Raw genomic sequence first — 15554 nt, 5'->3', positions numbered from 1 at the left:
GCCCAGTGCGTCAGCGACACAGCTGTGGTAGCCGTCACAGTCCGGCGCGGTTATTCACAGTCCCACCCGCTGGGAATGTTCGTCGTCTGGCCCCCGGGTGTCTTCGCGGCGGCGCCCAAGCCGCGGCAGGATGGATCCACGTGACGGAGAAAAGCGAACGCATCGAGACCCCAGCTCAGCTTCGCGTGGTCGAGATCGCGGGCAACCTGCGCCGGATCACCGACCACCTCAGCGCGCCCGACCGGGACCCACACCAGCTCCACAAGCAGTTGGTGGCCGCTCAACAGGACGTGGTTGCCTCGCTGATGGACCTCAACGCGATCATCGGCAGCCCCGCTCCGCTGCCTCGCACCACCCGTGACCTGAAGAACGCATCCACCAGATAGCAAAGTACGGACCTCGGACGCCTGCCGCTTGGCCCTGAGCTCGGCATAGGTACACAATGCGCCTGCTGACCTGCCACTTCTCTCTGAGTGTCGCGGAGAGTGGCTGCGCGGGCCGGAGGCGTTGTCTCAGCGATGACGGCTCCGGCCCATCAGCCGGTGGCTTGCTCTGCGTCCGCGACGGGCTGAGTTATCACCGCGCGCAGAACTGTCAGCCGCCGCTGAAAACGCCGATTACAGCGCCGTTGCGGACGGCCCGAACTCGAGACCGTGGTTGGCGCGGTGGCGCGGTCGTCGTCTCGGTGGCGGTCGCGGAATCGGACATGCTCGACAGGATCGGCCATGGTTGCTCGCCCGTCGCTGGGCGTGGGCGGCGAGTAGGTGTTGGCTCACGCTAGGCCGGCTTGGATGAAGGCGCGGGTGAGTTCCTCAAGGTGATGGCGGGTGCTTTCGGGGGTGTCACGTAGGGGACCTTGCCCGGTGAGCACTGCCAGCCCGTGCACCGTGGACCAGATGGGGTACTCGATCCCGGCGCGACGGCGCCGGCCGAGGACGCCGGCGTCGGCCAGTTCGTCGAGTACGGCGCGCAGCTGGTCAAGGGGCAGCGGTTGCTGCCCTGTCTCGCTGTCAGCGGCGCGGTAGGCGTGCTGTTGGGGTAGGGCGAAGGCGGTCGCGAACAGGCCCGGCTCCTCGCGGGCGAACTCCAGGTACGCCCGGCCGATCGCGTGCAGGCGGCGTCGGGCCGCGGCGGGATCGCCGTACTTGCCACGCACGCGGCCGACGCCGGCCGCCATACGGGCGGCGAGCTCGCCCATTGCCGCCGTACAGGCCGCGGCTAGGAGCTCGTCCCGGTCGGTGAAGTGCTTGTAGGCGGCGTTGGGCACCACGCCTACCATCCGCGCCGCCTCACGGAGCACGACGGCGTCTGGGCCGCCCGCCCGTGCCAGCTCAAGCCCAGCGGCGACCAGCCCCTGGCGCACGGCGCCGCGCGGGCGCCGCCGCCTGACCCCGGTTGTCTCAGGTATCTCGCCCGCTGATCCGTCGGTCGTCACACGCAAGAAGTTAGTGGACGCCGTCCACCAACTCAAATAAGGTGGGCAGCGTCCACTAACTGGTGGACACCGTCCACCAAGTTTGGATCACGGAGAAACGGAACCACCATGACCAGCAGGATGATCCCGCTGCTTGAGCACAATGAGCAGTTTGCCCGCACCTACACTCCCGTGCCGCTCGGCCTGCCCGCCGCGCAAGTGATCGTCATTACCTGCCTCGACCACAGGGTCGACCCCGCGATTACCCTCGGGCTCACGCTCGGCGACGCCCCCGTCCTGCGCAACGCGGGGGGCCGGGTCACCCAGCCCGTCATCGAGGAAATCGCCTACCTCGCCTTCCTCGGCCAGCGCATGTCCGGCGGACAGCTCACTGACGACAGCCGCTTCGAAGTCGCCGTCATCCACCACACACAATGCGGGACCAGCTTCCTCGCCGACCCCGGCTTCCGGCGCGAGGCCTCCGAGGCCACCGGCGTCGACGAGGCCGCGCTGGAAGCCTCCGCCGTCGGTGACCCGCACGTCACCGTCCGCGCCGACGTCGAGCACCTGCTCACCTCGCCCCTGCTCCCGCCGAACATGGGCGTCTCCGGCCACGTGTACGACATCGAAACCGGGCGCGTCACCACCGTCATCGACACCCGCTACCCATAGCCGGCTGGACAAACCCGTCCGCGAGCAGGCCCGGACCCGCCAGGTGAGTCACCAGAATCCGATTCTGGGATGTGGTGTGGGGTGATCGCGCCGGCGGCTTGACCTCGTAGGTGGGTACGGGGTTAACCATGTGGGAATGCGTACCAGTGAGCTGGCCGGGCAGGTCGGGGTGAACCCCGAGACGTTGCGCTACTACGAGCGGCGTGGCCTGCTGCGCGAACCGCCTCGCACGGCGAGCGGCTACCGGGATTATCCGGCAGCGGCGGTGACGCTGCTGGGGTTCATCAAGCGAGCTCAGCAGCTGGGTTTCACCCTCGACGACGTTGAGGAGTTGCTGCATCTGGACCGGGGCGGCCCAGAAGGCTGCGACGCGGCCCGGGAACTGGCCCAAGCCCGCCGGGCGGACCTGGAGGCGCGGATCGCGGACCTGCGGCGGATGCACGACTCCCTGACCGAGCTCATCAGCACGTGCGGCCTGCCTCGGACCGATCGCAGCTGTTCACTGCTGGCGGCGCTGGAGAAGCATGCCGGTGACCAATCGTGAACCTGGAAGTCCTCCACGTTGCCCAGTGCCCGAACCTCACCGCGATGCTCCAGCGGCTCGGACAGGCCACGGACCTGCCGGTCACCACTCGGGAGATCAGCACCGCCACGGAGGCCTCCGCGTTTGGCATGACCGGATCACCAACACTGATGATCAACGGGGCCGACCCATTCACCACGGCGAACCACACAGACGGCGCGCTGGCCTGTCGGCTCTACCGCGACGAAAACGGCCAACCCGTACCCGTCCCCTCCCTAGCTCAACTGCGCGACGCCATCGCCGCCGCCTCCGACCCTCCGACCGACGAGCCCGGTGACCTGCTCAGCGCGTGGCGGGCGCGAGCGATGCCGCCGGACCCGGTCGAGGCGGCGGTACACCAGCTGGTCCTGCGCCACTTCGCCACGACCGGGCACCCACCAACAGCCGCGGACCTGGCGGCCACCACCGCGGGCTCCGGGCGTACCAGTGACGAAGTACTGGCAGCGTTGCATGACCTCGACGCGATCCGCCTCGAACACGGCCGGATCGAGGTGGCCTATCCGTTCTCCGCGCACCCGACCCGCCACCGAGTCCACATCGCCACCGGCACCGACGTGTACGCGATGTGCGCGATCGATGCCCTCGGCATCGCCCCCATGCTCAACACCGACGCCCACATTGACTCGACCGAGCACCCGGCTGTTCGGAGCACTACTCCGCTAAAGATCAGCTCAGCGGACCCACCTGAGCCGGGTTTGTCGCTTTCCGACACGCGCCCAGTCCTGTCCGAAACGATCCGTTTCGGGATTCCCAGCTATGTGCTTCGGCGACGCCCCAGAGTTCGTGGCCAGCGATGCGGCAGTTGTGGAATGGCTGTCTCGCGGACACGGGTTGTGGACAGACCCGCGAGCCGTAGGACTGCTTCGAGCCCTTCTCGGGTCCCGGACCAGTGTTGTCCGAGGGCATCCGTCCCGGCTCGGTGGGCGACGGAGCGCAGAATGAGCGCGATGACGATTGCGTCGTCGGCGTAGCCCAGTACTGGGATGAGTCCGGGATCAAGTCGATTGGGGACAGTAGGTAGGCCATCAGCAGTCCGAGCCGGACTCCCACCCCGCGCGGCAGCTCAGGATCGGCAGCCAGGCGGCGCAGCATCCTGATCACGTCGGGCAGCAGGCGCAGCCCATCCGCAAGCCGGGCCTGCTCAGGCTTGGCGCGCCATAGCACTACCAGCAACGCCAGCCAGAGCAAGACGAGTCCTCCGGCCAGGGTGAGCGGGATTTGCCACCAAAGCCACCGTCGACTATCCCGACACCGGCGTGGGGCTCTTCGTACCGCTGGTCCGGGCGGCAATCCGGGTGAGCGGTCCGCGTAGCACCAGCCAGCCGGCCAGGCTTACTCCCGCGCCCAACGCCAGCCCGGCGAGGGTGTCGTGCGGGTAGTGCACACCCAGGTATAGCCGGGAGAACGCGATCAGCAACGCGGCGAGTACCCCGACCCAGGCCAGCAGGCCGCGGGTCACCAACAACAGCCCGACTATGACTGCGCCGGCAGCGACGGCGTGATCGCTGGGGAACGAGGAGCTCTTGCCGCATTTGCCGATCACCTCAAGGTTCGGCAGCGTCCGGCACGGACGTTTCTCGCCGACCGCGGCGCCGATCGGCGCACTGACAACTGACGCCGCCAGGAGCCCGATCGGCGCCCACACGACCGCGGCGAGCGTGCGCGGGCTGGTCTGTTGGCGGGCGACCCACCACGTACCGACCCAGAGCACCGCGTACACCACCAGGGCGTAGGTGCTCAGGATCAACATCGCGGAGTGCAGCCACGGCGTGGCCCGGGCGAAATCGTTGATCTCAGTAAGTAACTGCAGGTCAGGGTTCACAACCGGTCCAATCGAATGTCGGGAAGGTTCACAGCGGACAGATACGCGGCTCCGTGGCCGGGCTACATCTGGTGCAGCGCGGCGAACACCCGCAGGGTGTAGTCGTCCAACCGCTCGGTGCAGTGCTTGAGCTGGATATCGGCATCCGCGGCGGCGGGGGCACCGAACACATCACGGGCCTTGAGGTCGCGGTGCCAGCGGCGCAGCCGCTCCAGGCTGTGCTCCTCTTCTTCCAGCTCCGCCATGGTGAACTTGTCTTTGCCGATCTCTTTGTCGATCTCGGCGTCGAACTTGGCGCAGTCGCCGAGGAACTCCGCCCACTCGTCCTGACGCTCAGCGGTGAACAACTGCGCCAGTCGGGCCGCGTCGGTCTCGCCACGCCCGGTGGCCTCCAGCACGACCACCTCGCCCCCGCCGCGCTCAGCCAACTCGATCACCCGTGCGATGCCCCCGGCGAAGACCGGTACGTCCGGAACGACCCACGCGCCCTGCCCCAGTGGCACCGCCCCGATCCGCCGCAACTCGCGCCACACGGCCACCCGATGCCGCGAGGGCGTCGCGGGAATCCGCACCACCAACACCACCCATCGAGCCGATCCGGGTCCCACCACACAAACGAGCGTAACTGCCGTTACCTATGCCTCGGCTGTGAACGACCGATGAGCCTGCCCGCATCCGCGAGGGGCGCGCCCGGGAGCCAGTCAGACTCATGCGGTGCAGATCAGCGGAGACTTCCGTCGGCGCTTGCTTCGCCGGGGCTTCGCCCTGGAGTGCGCCACGCTGGGCTGGAACATCGTGGGGGTCGTGGTTCTGGCCATTACCGCGAGCATCGCGCGGTCGGTCGCGGGGCCGGATTCGGGTTGGACTCATTGACCGAGATCGGGGCCTCCATCGTGGTGATCTGGGAGCTGTCGGGCACCGGCGAGGACCGGCAGCGCAAAGCCATGCGGCTGATCGGCTGGGCGTTCGTGGCGCTGGCGCTCTATCTGCTGGCGCAGTCGAGCTGGGTCCTGGTCGCTGGCTTCCATGCCCGCCACAGCCCGGCCGGGATCGCCTGGACCGGGGTCACCGCCGTGGTGATGTTCGTGCTGGCCTACGGCAAGGCCCGCACCGGCACCGCGCTGGACAACCCGGTCCTCACCACGGAGGGCCGCGTCACCCTGATCGACGGCCTGCTGGCCGTCGCCGTCCTGCTCGGTCTGGTACTTAGATTAGACATGGTCTCAAAACTATGCGTGTCGCTACGTGATCTTCGGACGCCGATAGTTGATCGTCTTCGGTCGTGGCGAGGACGAAGCAGCAGCGGCTGGTCGAGGATCGGCTCTGGGAGCTGATCGAGCCGTTGATCCCGCCACGTGCAGTGGCTCGTGGGCCTGATGGACACCACGGATCGATGACCGGGCCGCCCGGGAGGGGATCTTGTTCGTGCTCGACACCGGCTGCCGGTGGCGCGACCTGCCACCACAGCTGGGCTGCGGATCTGGGCACACCGCATGGCGGCGGCTGCGTGAGTGGCAGGACGCCGGGGTTTGGGACCGGCTACACCAACTCGTCCTGGATGAGCTGTCCGAAGCAAAGCTGTTGGACTGGTCCCGGGCCTGTATCGACGGGGTGTCGGTGCGGTCGAAAAGGGGGGTGAGTTAACAGGACCAAATCCCACTGACCGGGGCAAAGCCGGCTCGAAGTATCACATCCTGTGCGACGCGAACGGGCTCCCGCTACACGCTCTGCTGTCGGGCGCGAACACCCACGACAGCAAGTTGTTCGAGCCGCTATTGGAGACCAACCCGGCCGTTCGTGGCCGTCGCGGACAACGAGGTGGCATGACCCCGAATTCGACGACTGGCTCGAGAATGTCGGCCGGAGTCCGGCCGAACGAGACCATCGACCCTCGCAACCGCCACAATCAGGCCCTCGACCTCCCCTTCACACAAGGGTCTTGGTCTACGCGCGACAGCCGCCCCGGGGGAAGGCACCGCGATCCTCGTCGAGCTTCCGCTGCAGCCCGGCTGACCGGTCGCCCCACCCTGCTGCCCAGGCACGAGTGGCAAACCCGCGAGACGCTGTGCATGCAAGCCAAGCGGAGGGCAGCCGCGCACCGGGGCGAGAGCGGGCAGGAGCCTTCGATGACGCTGCGCCGGTGCCGAGCTCAGTCGTTACCCCCACGCGGAACCGTTGGGTTACCGTGATCGCGGCCGGTGGAACGAGCGAGGAAGCGTTCGTGGCGAGCGATGTGCCCGCGGTGGTGAACGCGGTGCGAGTCCTGGAGCCGATCGCGGCGAATGGCCCGACCCCGTGTCCCCCGCCGTGCTGATCGAGCACCGCCAGCTGAACCGCAGAGCACCTGCTACCCATCCTGGGCACGCTGCAGCGCGCCGGCCGGGCGGCCACCCGCAGGGCCGGTGGCTGTAGCCTCGGCTGCTGGTCGTCGCCAGTGATGCCAAGGACTGAACCACTGAGGTCGTGTAGGCTTCGCCACGTTCGTGCTCAGCCGGCACACCGGCCGGCGGACCCCAGTGGCGCCGCCACCGGACCACCCGTCACCGGCCCCGGTGGTGTCCGAATCACATTCTCACGGACTCGGTGCTGTCAACGGCTCACCGCTCCCACGCTCGTAGCTGAGCTGCGCGGCGAGGATTGTGGGCATGCGCGACTCCAGGTGCTCGATGAGGTCGCGCAGTTTGGTCGCAGTCTGGCGTCCCAGCGGGGTGAGGCTGTACTCCACGTGCGGCGGGAAGGCGGTCTGCACCTTGCGGTGGACGAAGCCGTCGCGTTCCAAGGCCTGCAGGGCTTGAGCCAGCATCTTCTGGCTGACCCCGTCCACCCGGCGGTGCAGGGCGTTGAACCGCAGCGGGCCCGCGTCCAGCGCGGTGAGCGCGAGGAGGCCCCACCGACCGGTCACGTGCTCCAGCGCGGGGCGCGAGGGGCAGGTCCGGGCGAAGACGTCGTAGGCCGGCTGCACGTCCTGCGTCGCCTCGGCGGCATTGACGGCTGCGGTCCCTTGCGTCTCCATGCAACCATGCTACCTCGTGCATTGCACTATCTGTGAGTTTGCGCTTTCGAATCGGTACTGTACTGTCGGTTGCAGTCATCCCGGTGTGGCCCTGCGTCCCGCTTGTGCATGCCCCGGTCCAGCGTGGGCTGCCTGGTTTCCGTGCCCGACTGACCCACCGCCACCAAAGGATTCGCCATGATTGACCGACGTTCGCTTCTCAAGACCGGCGGTGCCGCCGCTTTCGGAGCTCTCGCCCTCACCGCCGTCGCGTGTGGCACCGACCCGGCTTCGGCGGCCACTGGCCTGGCCGCGCCGATGCCGTATCCGGACCCCGCCACGACTGCGGTCCCGAACCCGCCGTTCCCCACGAACCTCACCCCCGAGGAGCAGGCCCATCTGCAGACCTTCGACGAGCTGGATTTCGACGTCTTCTCACACGCGGACTGGTCGCGCCTCGGTGAGAGTCACGCACGGAACATCCGCGTTCACTGGCCCGATGGGCACTACACCGACGGCATCGATCGGCACATCGCCGATCTCAGCGCATTGTTCGTCTGGGCGCCGGACACCCGCATCGATGTGCACCCGATCCGGATCGCAATGAACGAACTGACCGCGGCCACCGGAGTGATGCGCGGCACCTTCACCCGTCCGATGCCGAACGGCAAGGGCGGTTTCATTCAGCCGACCGGCAAAAAGTACGCCATCAACATGGCCACCACCGGGATCTGGAACAGCCAACGTGTCATGGATGAAGAGTTCCTCTTCTGGGACAACCAGACCTTCTACCAGCAAATCGGCCTGGCCTGACACAGGTGTCGATCGCCTCCGGCTCCACAGACGCGGGTGGGGTTCGGCAGATCCGGTGTAATTGAGCGGACGGGCTCCTTCGCTTGATGGGGATTTAGAGATCGTGACCGCGCCTGATGCAAGCACGGCGATCCCCGAGGAGCACCCGATGTCCAGCACCACCGTCACCAGCACGTCGACCAGCACCTGCACGATCGACCCCACACACTCCCGGGTCGGGTTCGTCGCCCGAGACGCCATGGTCACCAAGGTCCGCGGCTCGTTCAACGAGGTCGAAGGTTCCGCCTACGTTGACGCCGAGAACCCGTCCGCCTCCAAGGTCGCGGTGACCATCAAGACGGCCAGCATCGACACCCGCAACACCGACCGCGACGCCCACCTGCGCAGCAACGACTTCATCGACATGGACACCTACCCGGAGATCTCTTTCGTATCCACAGACGTCGAAGCCATCGACGCGGGCTACCGGGTAACCGGTGACCTCACAATCAAGGGCGTCACCAAGCCCGTCGCGGTGGACTTCGAATCCACCGGCACAGCCGTCGACCCCTACGCAACACCCGGGTCGGCTTCGAGGGCACCACAACCCCCAACCGCAAGGACTTGGGCGTGAGCTGGAACGCCGCCCTCGAAACCGGTGGCGTACTCGTGGGCGCGAAGATCGTCCTCGAGTTCGACGTCTCGGCCGTCCGCACCGTCGCCGCCTGACACCCACCGACAACGCCCTCTTGCCGCCACCCGGGCCCTGCCCGACCTGGGCGGCGGTATCTACCGTCAGACGCAGACAACCTTACGGAGAACTCATGTCCATCCATCCCTTCGAGCTGCACCTCAAGAACGTGGCGCAAGCGGGTGAGCACATCGACTGGGCTCCCAAGGATGGGGCGCTACAGGCCCTGTACCTGAGCCACGGCGCACCTCCATTGTTCGAGGACCCGGTGTGGATGGCCCAACTGTTCGCATGGGCACGGTCGATGCCCAAGCCCAAGGCGATCCTGATCGTCTCGGCGCACTGGGAAGCAGCACCTCTGACCCTCTCCAGCAGCGACGCACACGTCACCCCGGTCTACGACTTCGGCGGGTTCGACCCGGTGTACTACCGGATGCGCTACGACACCCCCGCCGCGACCGCGCTCGCGAAGCGGGTGCTCGGCGCTCTCGGCGACAGCGAGGAAGTCCACGAGAGCCGCACCCGCGGGCTGGACCACGGCGCCTGGGTACCACTGAAGATCATGTACCCGGACGCAGACATTCCGGTACTGCAGCTCAGCCTCCCGACCTCAGACCCAACGCAACTACTGGCACTCGGCGCGCGGGTCCGATCACTGCGCGATGAGGGAGTGCTGGTGATCGGCTCCGGCTTCACCACCCACGGCCTGCCATTCCTGACCCGCGACGACTTCCTCGGGAGAACGACGCCAGGCTGGTCTCAGGACTTCGACCTCTGGGCCGCAAATACACTGGCCCGGGGCGACATCGACGAGTTGGCGAACTACCGCACACGCGCACCGGGCATGCCCTACGCCCACCCCACCGTCGAGCACCTCATCCCACTCTTCGTGACCCTCGGCGCCTCGACGAACCCCGAAGCACCCCGCGACTTCACCATCGACGGGTTCTGGATGGGCCTCTCCAAACGGTCGCTACAAGTGGCCTGAGCCACGAGAGCACCGGGCCGACCCTGCTCGCCAGCACCTCGATATGACCTTCTGGCGAAACGTGGAGCCGGTGATCGGGGTCGAACCGAGGACCTTCCGCCTACAAGGCGGCCGTCTAATGTTGACCAGGGCCTCTACCTGCAACAACAGCCTCACTATCGACCTCTACAGCCGCGGCTCGACCAGACTCGCCGGGTCGGGGATCGCCTTAGTGACCAGCTGGCCGAGCGGGTCGCCGGTTGCGCCGATTGGTGGTATTGCGTGCCCGCCGAATGGCGGCTTAAGATCAGCCGCGCTTGTCTCTGTTGCTAACTTTCCCCGGTCGAGCGCCTGTCGCGCCAATGGAGACAAGACTGTGCCAGAGCACTCCTCCGCTGCAGGCGACCCCGCAGAAGCGCCCGACCCCGCCACCGGGAAGCGGGCTCTGGTGGTCTACCGGCTCGGGGGCGAGATGCCCCTGCGGCCGGCCGCCAGGGAGCGGGACTGGATCAATCTCACGCCTGGCCGGTCCGCCCGCCGCTGCCTGCCTCTTCTGATGGCCAACACCTCCGGGTGGGAACTGCTCTGCCCGTCCGCGGTGACCGTCCGCTGGGACGGTGACCACGGCGCAGCCGGCGTGCAGATCGATCCCCCCACCACGGGCGTATCCAGTCACTTTGGACACGGGATCCTCACGTTCAATATTCCGTACTTGTTTCGTACACCTGCGGGTGTGAACCTGCTCGTCCGCGGACCAGCGAATTCACCCAAGGATGGGCTCTCGCCTCTGGAAGGGCTGGTGGAAACGGACTGGACCCCGGCCTCGATCACGATGAACTGGAAGTTCACTCGCGCCACGTCCACCCGGTTCGAGCAGGACGAGCCCATCGCAATGCTGGTTCCCCAGCAGCGCGGCGATCTCGAGTCGTACGCCGTTTACACGGTTCCGCTCTCGGCGGACCCGGAAGAGGACGCAGCATACCGGCGATGGTCTGCCGACCGGACCCACTTCCTCGAGCACCATCTCGCCGCTGGCGCCTGGCAGAAAGATTACATGTTAGGACGCGGAGCGAGCCCCGGCCAGCATCAGCGTCGACGACACCTGGCGACTCAAACCGATGCCTCGGAGAGCGGCCAGGCAGCGGACAGTAATGCCTGGACAAATAGTTCCGGGCCCACGACGACAGGGGAACCACAATGACCAAAATGCCGCGCACATTGGCGGTTCCGATCGCTTTGACTGCTCTCACGATGGGCGGTACCGCCCAGGCCGCCCCGACCTCAACCGCCGCCCTGGCGTCGGAATGCCCAGCCTGCGCGAGTCTCCAGGGCATTCCCGGACCGGGTGGGACTGGCGGAGCGCTGACACAAGCAGTGCCGGTGCCGCCGCCGGTGCCGGCACCGGAGCCGGGCGGTAGCCGCTCAGTCACTCCCACCGTCAACCTGGAGTCCTCGTCTCCGACGACCAGGGTAGGCCAACCGGTCACCTTTACCGCAACCCTGCCACGTGCCGCGACGGGAAGCGTCAAATTCGTCGACAACGCTGGCGGCAGGGTGCTAGGTGTCGTTGACGTAGAGTCCGGCGTCGCGCGAATCACCACGGACTCATTAACGCACGACTGGCATTACATCCAGGCCAGGTACAACAGCACCAGCCCTCTCTACAATTCAGCCAAGTCCGAGGTAATCAAGCAGGTCGTCACAAGTTAACAAGGAGCGGCCGCCTTGCGCAGAATTTCCCGCTCCAGCTTCTGTTCCGTCGTGAGCAGGGGACCTGCGCACGAGCAACGACCGGCACCGGCCCGAAGCGTCCTTGGACGGGCCCGATCACCATGAATTGGAAGTTCACTCGCGCCACGTCCACCCGGTTCGAGCAGGACGAGCCCATCGCGATGTTGGTTCCCCATCAGCGCGGCGATCTCGAGTCGTACACCGTTTACACGGTTTCGCTCTCGGCGGACCCGGGAAGAAACGCAGCATTCCGGCGATGGTCGGCCGACCGGCTTCTGCCGACGTCCCAGCTCAAAACCCCTGACCGTGACCGCGGCCGGGAACACCATACGGCAGAATCTCACTGCTGGCCCGTGCGGAGCGAATGCAGCCGGAGCGCCAGCTGGAGATGGAGTCCCGCTTCCGGCTCGCGCCAGTGCCGGCCGAGAAGACGGTCGATCCGGTCGAAGCGTTGATAGAGGGTGTTCACATGGACGTGCAAATCTGAGGCCGTGCGCGCCATGTTTTGGCCGGAGGCGAACCATCCGTTCAGGGTGGCGACGAGCGCAGCCCCGGTTCTGTTGTCGTGCTCGAGCAACGCCCCCAAGGGTTCGTGCCCGATGACGTCGCGGCCGCGCCGGCGGTGGCGGTGGCCCGGCTGGCTGAGCAGCTCGGCGTCGATCCGGGGGTGCTGCGGCACTACGGCCGGCGGCCGAAGACCCGCAGCGAGCATCTGCGGCTGGTGGCGCAGTACCGGGATTGGCGGGTGCCGCCGTCGTTGGAGTTCAAGGAGTTCGACGATTATGCGCAACTTGAACACCCGCTCACCTTCAGCCTTGGCGACATCGTTCCTGGCCTCGGCCCAGGCATTGCCTGACGAGGAGCCGGCTACGGGCCCAACGGCGCCTACTCGGTGGGGCCGCAGCCGAAGGGCGGACTCATCGAGGCGATCACGCCGGGACGTTACAGAGCGCAGTTGGCTTCGAACGACAACATTGGCTGGTGGTAGCGATGCAGCAGCGAGATCTGCGGCAACAGCAACACCGATTACGTCCTCGATTCCGCGTACTTGATGGCCGGAGTCTCCGTAATGGAGATCAAACCGACCGACGTCGCGGTGAATCTGTTCAACGTGACCCTCATCCCGGTCAGCTGACGCGCGAGGCGGCGCGGACATGCGATCCAGGAGGCAGACACCGGTTATCACAGCACTGGCCGCAGCAGCGCTGAGCAGGTGGCTCGGGTTGGCACCGACGGCACACGCGTGGCCCACGGCGTACCAGCTCGACGCCAACTTTATCCAACTCATTCAGGAGCGCGGGATGTGGCGCGGGGTACCGCAGGAGGTCGGTCCCCGCGGGGGCCGACCTCCTGCGTCGTGATCACGCGAGGTCGAACCGATCGAGGTTCATCACCTTGTCCCACGCAGAGATGAAGTCCTGCACGAACTTCTGCCGCGCGTCGTCGGCGGCGTAGACCTCGGCCACAGCACGCAGCTGCGAGTTCGACCCGAAGACCAAGTCGACGCGGCTGCCGGTCCACCTCACCTCACCGGTAGCGCGATCCTTGCCCACGTAGGTGCCGTCGTCCGCCGGCTCCCACTTCGTACCCATGTCGAGCAAGTTCACGAAGAAGTCGTTGGTCAACGCCTCGGAGGTTTCGGTGAAGACGCCCAGCGGCGACTGGTTGTGATTCGCACCCAAGACGCGCAAGCCACCGACGAGGACCGTCATCTGCGGAGCGCTGAGGGTCAGCAGGTTCGCCCTGTCGACCAGCAGGAACTCGGCCGGAAGCGGGTTACCCTTCCCGAGGTAGCTACGGAAACCGTCCGCACTCGGCTCGAGCGCGGCGAAGGACTCCACATCGGTCTGCTCCTGCGACGCGTCCGTGCGGCCCGGTGTGAAGGGCACCTCGACGTCGTGGCCGGCGTGCTTGGCGGCCTGCTCCACAGCGGCGCAGCCGCCGAGCACGACCAGATCGGCGAACGACACCCGTGTGCTGCCGGTCTGAGCGGAGTGGAAGGACTCCTGGATGCCCTCCAGGACGCGCACCACCTGCGCGAGCTCTTCGGGGTTGTTGACCTCCCAGCCGCTTTGGGGCTGCAGCCGGATACGACCGCCGTTGGCACCACCACGCTTGTCGCTGCCGCGGAACGACGCCGCCGCCGCCCACGCGGTCGAGACCAGCTGCGCGACGGTCAGCCCCGACGACAGGATCTGTCCCTTGAGGGTGGCGATGTCGTCGGCCCCGATGAGATCACCCGTCACGGCGGGGACCGGGTCCTGCCAAATCAGCTCCTCCTGCGGGACCAGCGCCCCGAGGTAGCGGACGACGGGCCCCATGTCGCGGTGGGTCAGCTTGAACCACGCCCGGGCGAACTCGTCGGCAAGCTCGTCCGGGTGCTCCAGGAAGTGACGGGTGATCTGCTCGTAGACCGGGTCCACCCGCAACGCGATGTCCGTCGTCATCATCATCGGGGCGCGCCGCACCGACCGGTCGAAGGGGTCGGGCACGGTGCCCGCCCCGGCGCCGTCCTTCGGGGCCCACTGGTGGGCACCGGCGGGGCTCTTGGTCTTCTCCCACTCGTAGCCGTACAGGATCTCCAGGAAGCTGTTGTCCCACGTGATCGGAGTCGGCGTCCACACAACCTCGATGCCGCTGGTGATCGCGTCCTTGCCCACACCGGTGCCGAAGGAACTCTTCCAGCCCAGGCCCTGCTCCTCCAGCGGGGCGGCTTCCGGCTCGGGGCCGACGAGGTCGGCCGGGCCAGCACCGTGGGTCTTGCCGAAAGTGTGGCCGCCGGCGATCAGCGCGACCGTCTCGACGTCGTTCATCGCCATCCGGCGGAAGGTCTCGCGGATGTCGGTGGCCGCGGCGAGCGGGTCCGGGTTGCCGTTGGGTCCCTCCGGGTTCACGTAGATCAGACCCATCTGGACCGCGGCCAGGGGGTTCTCGAGGTCCCGGTCGCCGGTGTAGCGCTCGTCGCCGAGCCACATGTGCTCCGGACCCCAGTAGACGTCGCCCTCGGGCTCCCACTGGTCCACCCGGCCGCCGCCGAAGCCGAAGGTCTTGAGGCCCATCGACTCCAGCGCACAGGTGCCGGCGAACTCGATCAGGTCGGCCCACGAGACCTTCCTGCCGTACTTCTTCTTGACCGGCCACAGCAGCCGGCGAGCCTTATCCAGGCTCGCATTGTCGGGCCAGCTGTTGATAGGCGCGAACCGCTGCATGCCGGCCCCGGCACCTCCGCGGCCGTCGCTGATACGGTACGTGCCCGCGGCGTGCCACGCCATCCGGATGAAAAGGGGTCCGTAGTGGCCGTAGTCGGCGGGCCACCACTCCTGCGACGTCGTCATCACGTCCTCGAGGTCGCTCTTCAGGGCATCCAGATCGACGGTCTCGAACTCCGCGGCGTAGTCGAAGTCCTCGCCCATCGGATTGGCCACAGCGGGATTCTTCTGCAGGATCTTCAGATTGAGCTGGTTGGGCCACCAGTCACGGTTGCTCCCACCCTCAGCGGGGTACTTCAGGCGCCCACTCATAACGGGGCAACCACCCCCAGATGGTTCCGTGTTGGCCTCAACGATGGGCGGGTGTTCCTCAGGCATAGCGTTCCTTTCGGCAGTGAGTGAATCAGGCTGTGATCACGGGTGTGATAGCGAAGCGTGTGATATCGAGCAGTCGGGCCACTGGCCCCAGTAGATGACCTCGGCCTCATCGAGGAAGAAGCCGATGTGGTCAGAGCCGTTCAGCGGCATCCGTCGTCATCGGCGTGGGCTGCGTATAGGTCATGCGAATGAATTGCCGGGCGTCCGGCGTGTTGAAAAGATTTCCCCCGGGGCGCTCACATCTCGCCGCGGGGCGTCGACCTGAACACCAGAAAGAACTGCCCTCATCATTGCCTTACAGGT

Annotated in this window: 18 protein-coding genes and 2 pseudogenes; 13 read left to right on the top strand and 7 right to left on the bottom strand. The window is 66.8% G+C overall.

What is annotated here, in order from left to right; genetic code table 11:
• Positions 1 to 140 precede the first annotated feature (140 nt).
• Positions 141 to 386, top strand: a complete 246-nt coding sequence (locus ACTXG6_RS16060) for a hypothetical protein (protein ID WP_445188605.1) — start codon at positions 141 to 143, stop codon at positions 384 to 386.
• Positions 387 to 772: 386 nt separating this feature from the next.
• On the opposite strand, the gene ACTXG6_RS16055 is transcribed toward ACTXG6_RS16060, so the two are convergent.
• Positions 773 to 1363 carry a TetR/AcrR family transcriptional regulator gene (locus ACTXG6_RS16055; RefSeq protein ID WP_445190021.1) on the bottom strand — a complete coding sequence of 197 codons (591 nt, stop codon included), beginning with the start codon at positions 1361 to 1363 and terminating at the stop codon, positions 773 to 775.
• Positions 1364 to 1543: 180 nt separating this feature from the next.
• On the opposite strand from ACTXG6_RS16055, the gene ACTXG6_RS16050 reads away from it, so the two are divergent.
• The gene (locus ACTXG6_RS16050) at positions 1544 to 2086 is read left to right on the top strand and encodes a carbonic anhydrase (RefSeq protein WP_445188604.1); all 543 of its coding nucleotides are present in this window, start codon (positions 1544 to 1546) and stop codon (positions 2084 to 2086) included.
• A gap of 136 nt (positions 2087 to 2222) precedes the next feature.
• Entirely contained in the window at positions 2223 to 2630 is a 408-nt protein-coding gene (locus ACTXG6_RS16045) for a MerR family transcriptional regulator (RefSeq protein WP_445188603.1), read from the top strand.
• Positions 2631 to 2884: 254 nt separating this feature from the next.
• Here the strand turns inward: ACTXG6_RS16045 and ACTXG6_RS16040 are convergent, their stop codons facing one another.
• Complete coding sequence (locus tag ACTXG6_RS16040; protein ID WP_445190355.1) at positions 2885 to 3286, bottom strand: hypothetical protein; 402 nt, start codon at positions 3284 to 3286, stop codon at positions 2885 to 2887.
• Here ACTXG6_RS16040 and ACTXG6_RS16035 point away from each other — a divergent pair.
• On the top strand, positions 3233 to 3640 hold the full coding sequence (locus ACTXG6_RS16035; RefSeq protein WP_445190020.1) for a hypothetical protein: 408 nt from the start codon (positions 3233 to 3235) through the stop codon (positions 3638 to 3640). The genes ACTXG6_RS16040 and ACTXG6_RS16035 overlap by 54 nt on opposite strands.
• Before the next feature lie 269 nt (positions 3641 to 3909).
• Here ACTXG6_RS16035 and ACTXG6_RS16030 read toward each other — a convergent pair whose 3' ends face one another.
• Together ACTXG6_RS16030 and ACTXG6_RS16025 are read right to left on the bottom strand one after the other, a co-directional pair.
• Entirely contained in the window at positions 3910 to 4491 is a 582-nt protein-coding gene (locus ACTXG6_RS16030; protein ID WP_445188602.1) for a phosphatase PAP2 family protein, read from the bottom strand.
• Between the two features lie 62 nt (positions 4492 to 4553).
• Positions 4554 to 5063, bottom strand: a complete 510-nt coding sequence (locus ACTXG6_RS16025; RefSeq protein WP_445188601.1) for a Chromate resistance protein ChrB — start codon at positions 5061 to 5063, stop codon at positions 4554 to 4556.
• 297 nt (positions 5064 to 5360) lie between these two features.
• On the opposite strand from ACTXG6_RS16025, the gene ACTXG6_RS16020 reads away from it, so the two are divergent.
• Complete coding sequence (locus tag ACTXG6_RS16020) at positions 5361 to 5825, top strand: hypothetical protein (RefSeq protein ID WP_445188600.1); 465 nt, start codon at positions 5361 to 5363, stop codon at positions 5823 to 5825.
• Positions 5774 to 6311: pseudogene (locus ACTXG6_RS16015) on the top strand (IS5 family transposase); the annotation flags it as partial. The gene ACTXG6_RS16020 and the pseudogene ACTXG6_RS16015, both read left to right, overlap by 52 nt.
• 752 nt (positions 6312 to 7063) lie before the next feature.
• On the opposite strand, the gene ACTXG6_RS16010 reads toward ACTXG6_RS16015, so the two are convergent.
• Entirely contained in the window at positions 7064 to 7504 is a 441-nt protein-coding gene (locus ACTXG6_RS16010) for a winged helix-turn-helix transcriptional regulator (protein ID WP_445188599.1), read from the bottom strand.
• Between the two features lie 177 nt (positions 7505 to 7681).
• Between ACTXG6_RS16010 and ACTXG6_RS16005 the strand changes: the two genes are divergently transcribed.
• The 6 genes and pseudogenes from ACTXG6_RS16005 (at position 7682) to ACTXG6_RS15980 (ending at position 12119) form a co-directional block, all read left to right on the top strand.
• Entirely contained in the window at positions 7682 to 8296 is a 615-nt protein-coding gene (locus ACTXG6_RS16005) for an ester cyclase (RefSeq protein ID WP_445188598.1), read from the top strand.
• A 148-nt stretch (positions 8297 to 8444) separates the two neighbouring features.
• Positions 8445 to 9004: pseudogene (locus ACTXG6_RS16000) on the top strand (YceI family protein).
• Positions 9005 to 9099: 95 nt separating this feature from the next.
• The gene (locus ACTXG6_RS15995; protein WP_445188597.1) at positions 9100 to 9954 is read left to right on the top strand and encodes a dioxygenase family protein; all 855 of its coding nucleotides are present in this window, start codon (positions 9100 to 9102) and stop codon (positions 9952 to 9954) included.
• A gap of 355 nt (positions 9955 to 10309) precedes the next feature.
• Complete coding sequence (locus ACTXG6_RS15990; protein WP_445188596.1) at positions 10310 to 11134, top strand: DUF6065 family protein; 825 nt, start codon at positions 10310 to 10312, stop codon at positions 11132 to 11134.
• The gene (locus tag ACTXG6_RS15985; protein WP_445188595.1) at positions 11131 to 11643 is read left to right on the top strand and encodes an Ig-like domain-containing protein; all 513 of its coding nucleotides are present in this window, start codon (positions 11131 to 11133) and stop codon (positions 11641 to 11643) included. Before ACTXG6_RS15990 ends, ACTXG6_RS15985 begins: the two co-directional genes overlap by 4 nt.
• 122 nt (positions 11644 to 11765) lie before the next feature.
• On the top strand, positions 11766 to 12119 hold the full coding sequence (locus tag ACTXG6_RS15980) for a DUF6065 family protein (RefSeq protein WP_445188594.1): 354 nt from the start codon (positions 11766 to 11768) through the stop codon (positions 12117 to 12119).
• On the opposite strand, the gene ACTXG6_RS15975 is transcribed toward ACTXG6_RS15980, so the two are convergent.
• Positions 12005 to 12241: a helix-turn-helix domain-containing protein gene (locus ACTXG6_RS15975; protein ID WP_445188593.1), complete on the bottom strand. Its 237-nt coding sequence runs from the start codon at positions 12239 to 12241 to the stop codon at positions 12005 to 12007. The two genes, ACTXG6_RS15980 and ACTXG6_RS15975, sit on opposite strands and share 115 nt — an antisense overlap.
• Here ACTXG6_RS15975 and ACTXG6_RS15970 point away from each other — a divergent pair.
• Positions 12230 to 12520 carry a DUF4158 domain-containing protein gene (locus tag ACTXG6_RS15970; protein WP_445188592.1) on the top strand — a complete coding sequence of 97 codons (291 nt, stop codon included), beginning with the start codon at positions 12230 to 12232 and terminating at the stop codon, positions 12518 to 12520. The genes ACTXG6_RS15975 and ACTXG6_RS15970 overlap by 12 nt on opposite strands.
• Before the next feature lie 505 nt (positions 12521 to 13025).
• On the opposite strand, the gene katG is transcribed toward ACTXG6_RS15970, so the two are convergent.
• Positions 13026 to 15251: a catalase/peroxidase HPI gene (katG, locus tag ACTXG6_RS15965; RefSeq protein WP_445188591.1), complete on the bottom strand. Its 2226-nt coding sequence runs from the start codon at positions 15249 to 15251 to the stop codon at positions 13026 to 13028.
• Positions 15252 to 15554 lie beyond the last annotated feature (303 nt).

The organism is Pseudonocardia sp. Cha107L01, assembly GCF_052566575.1.
Note: the sequence above shows the minus strand (reverse complement) of the source record. Positions and strands in the feature narration are given on the sequence as shown.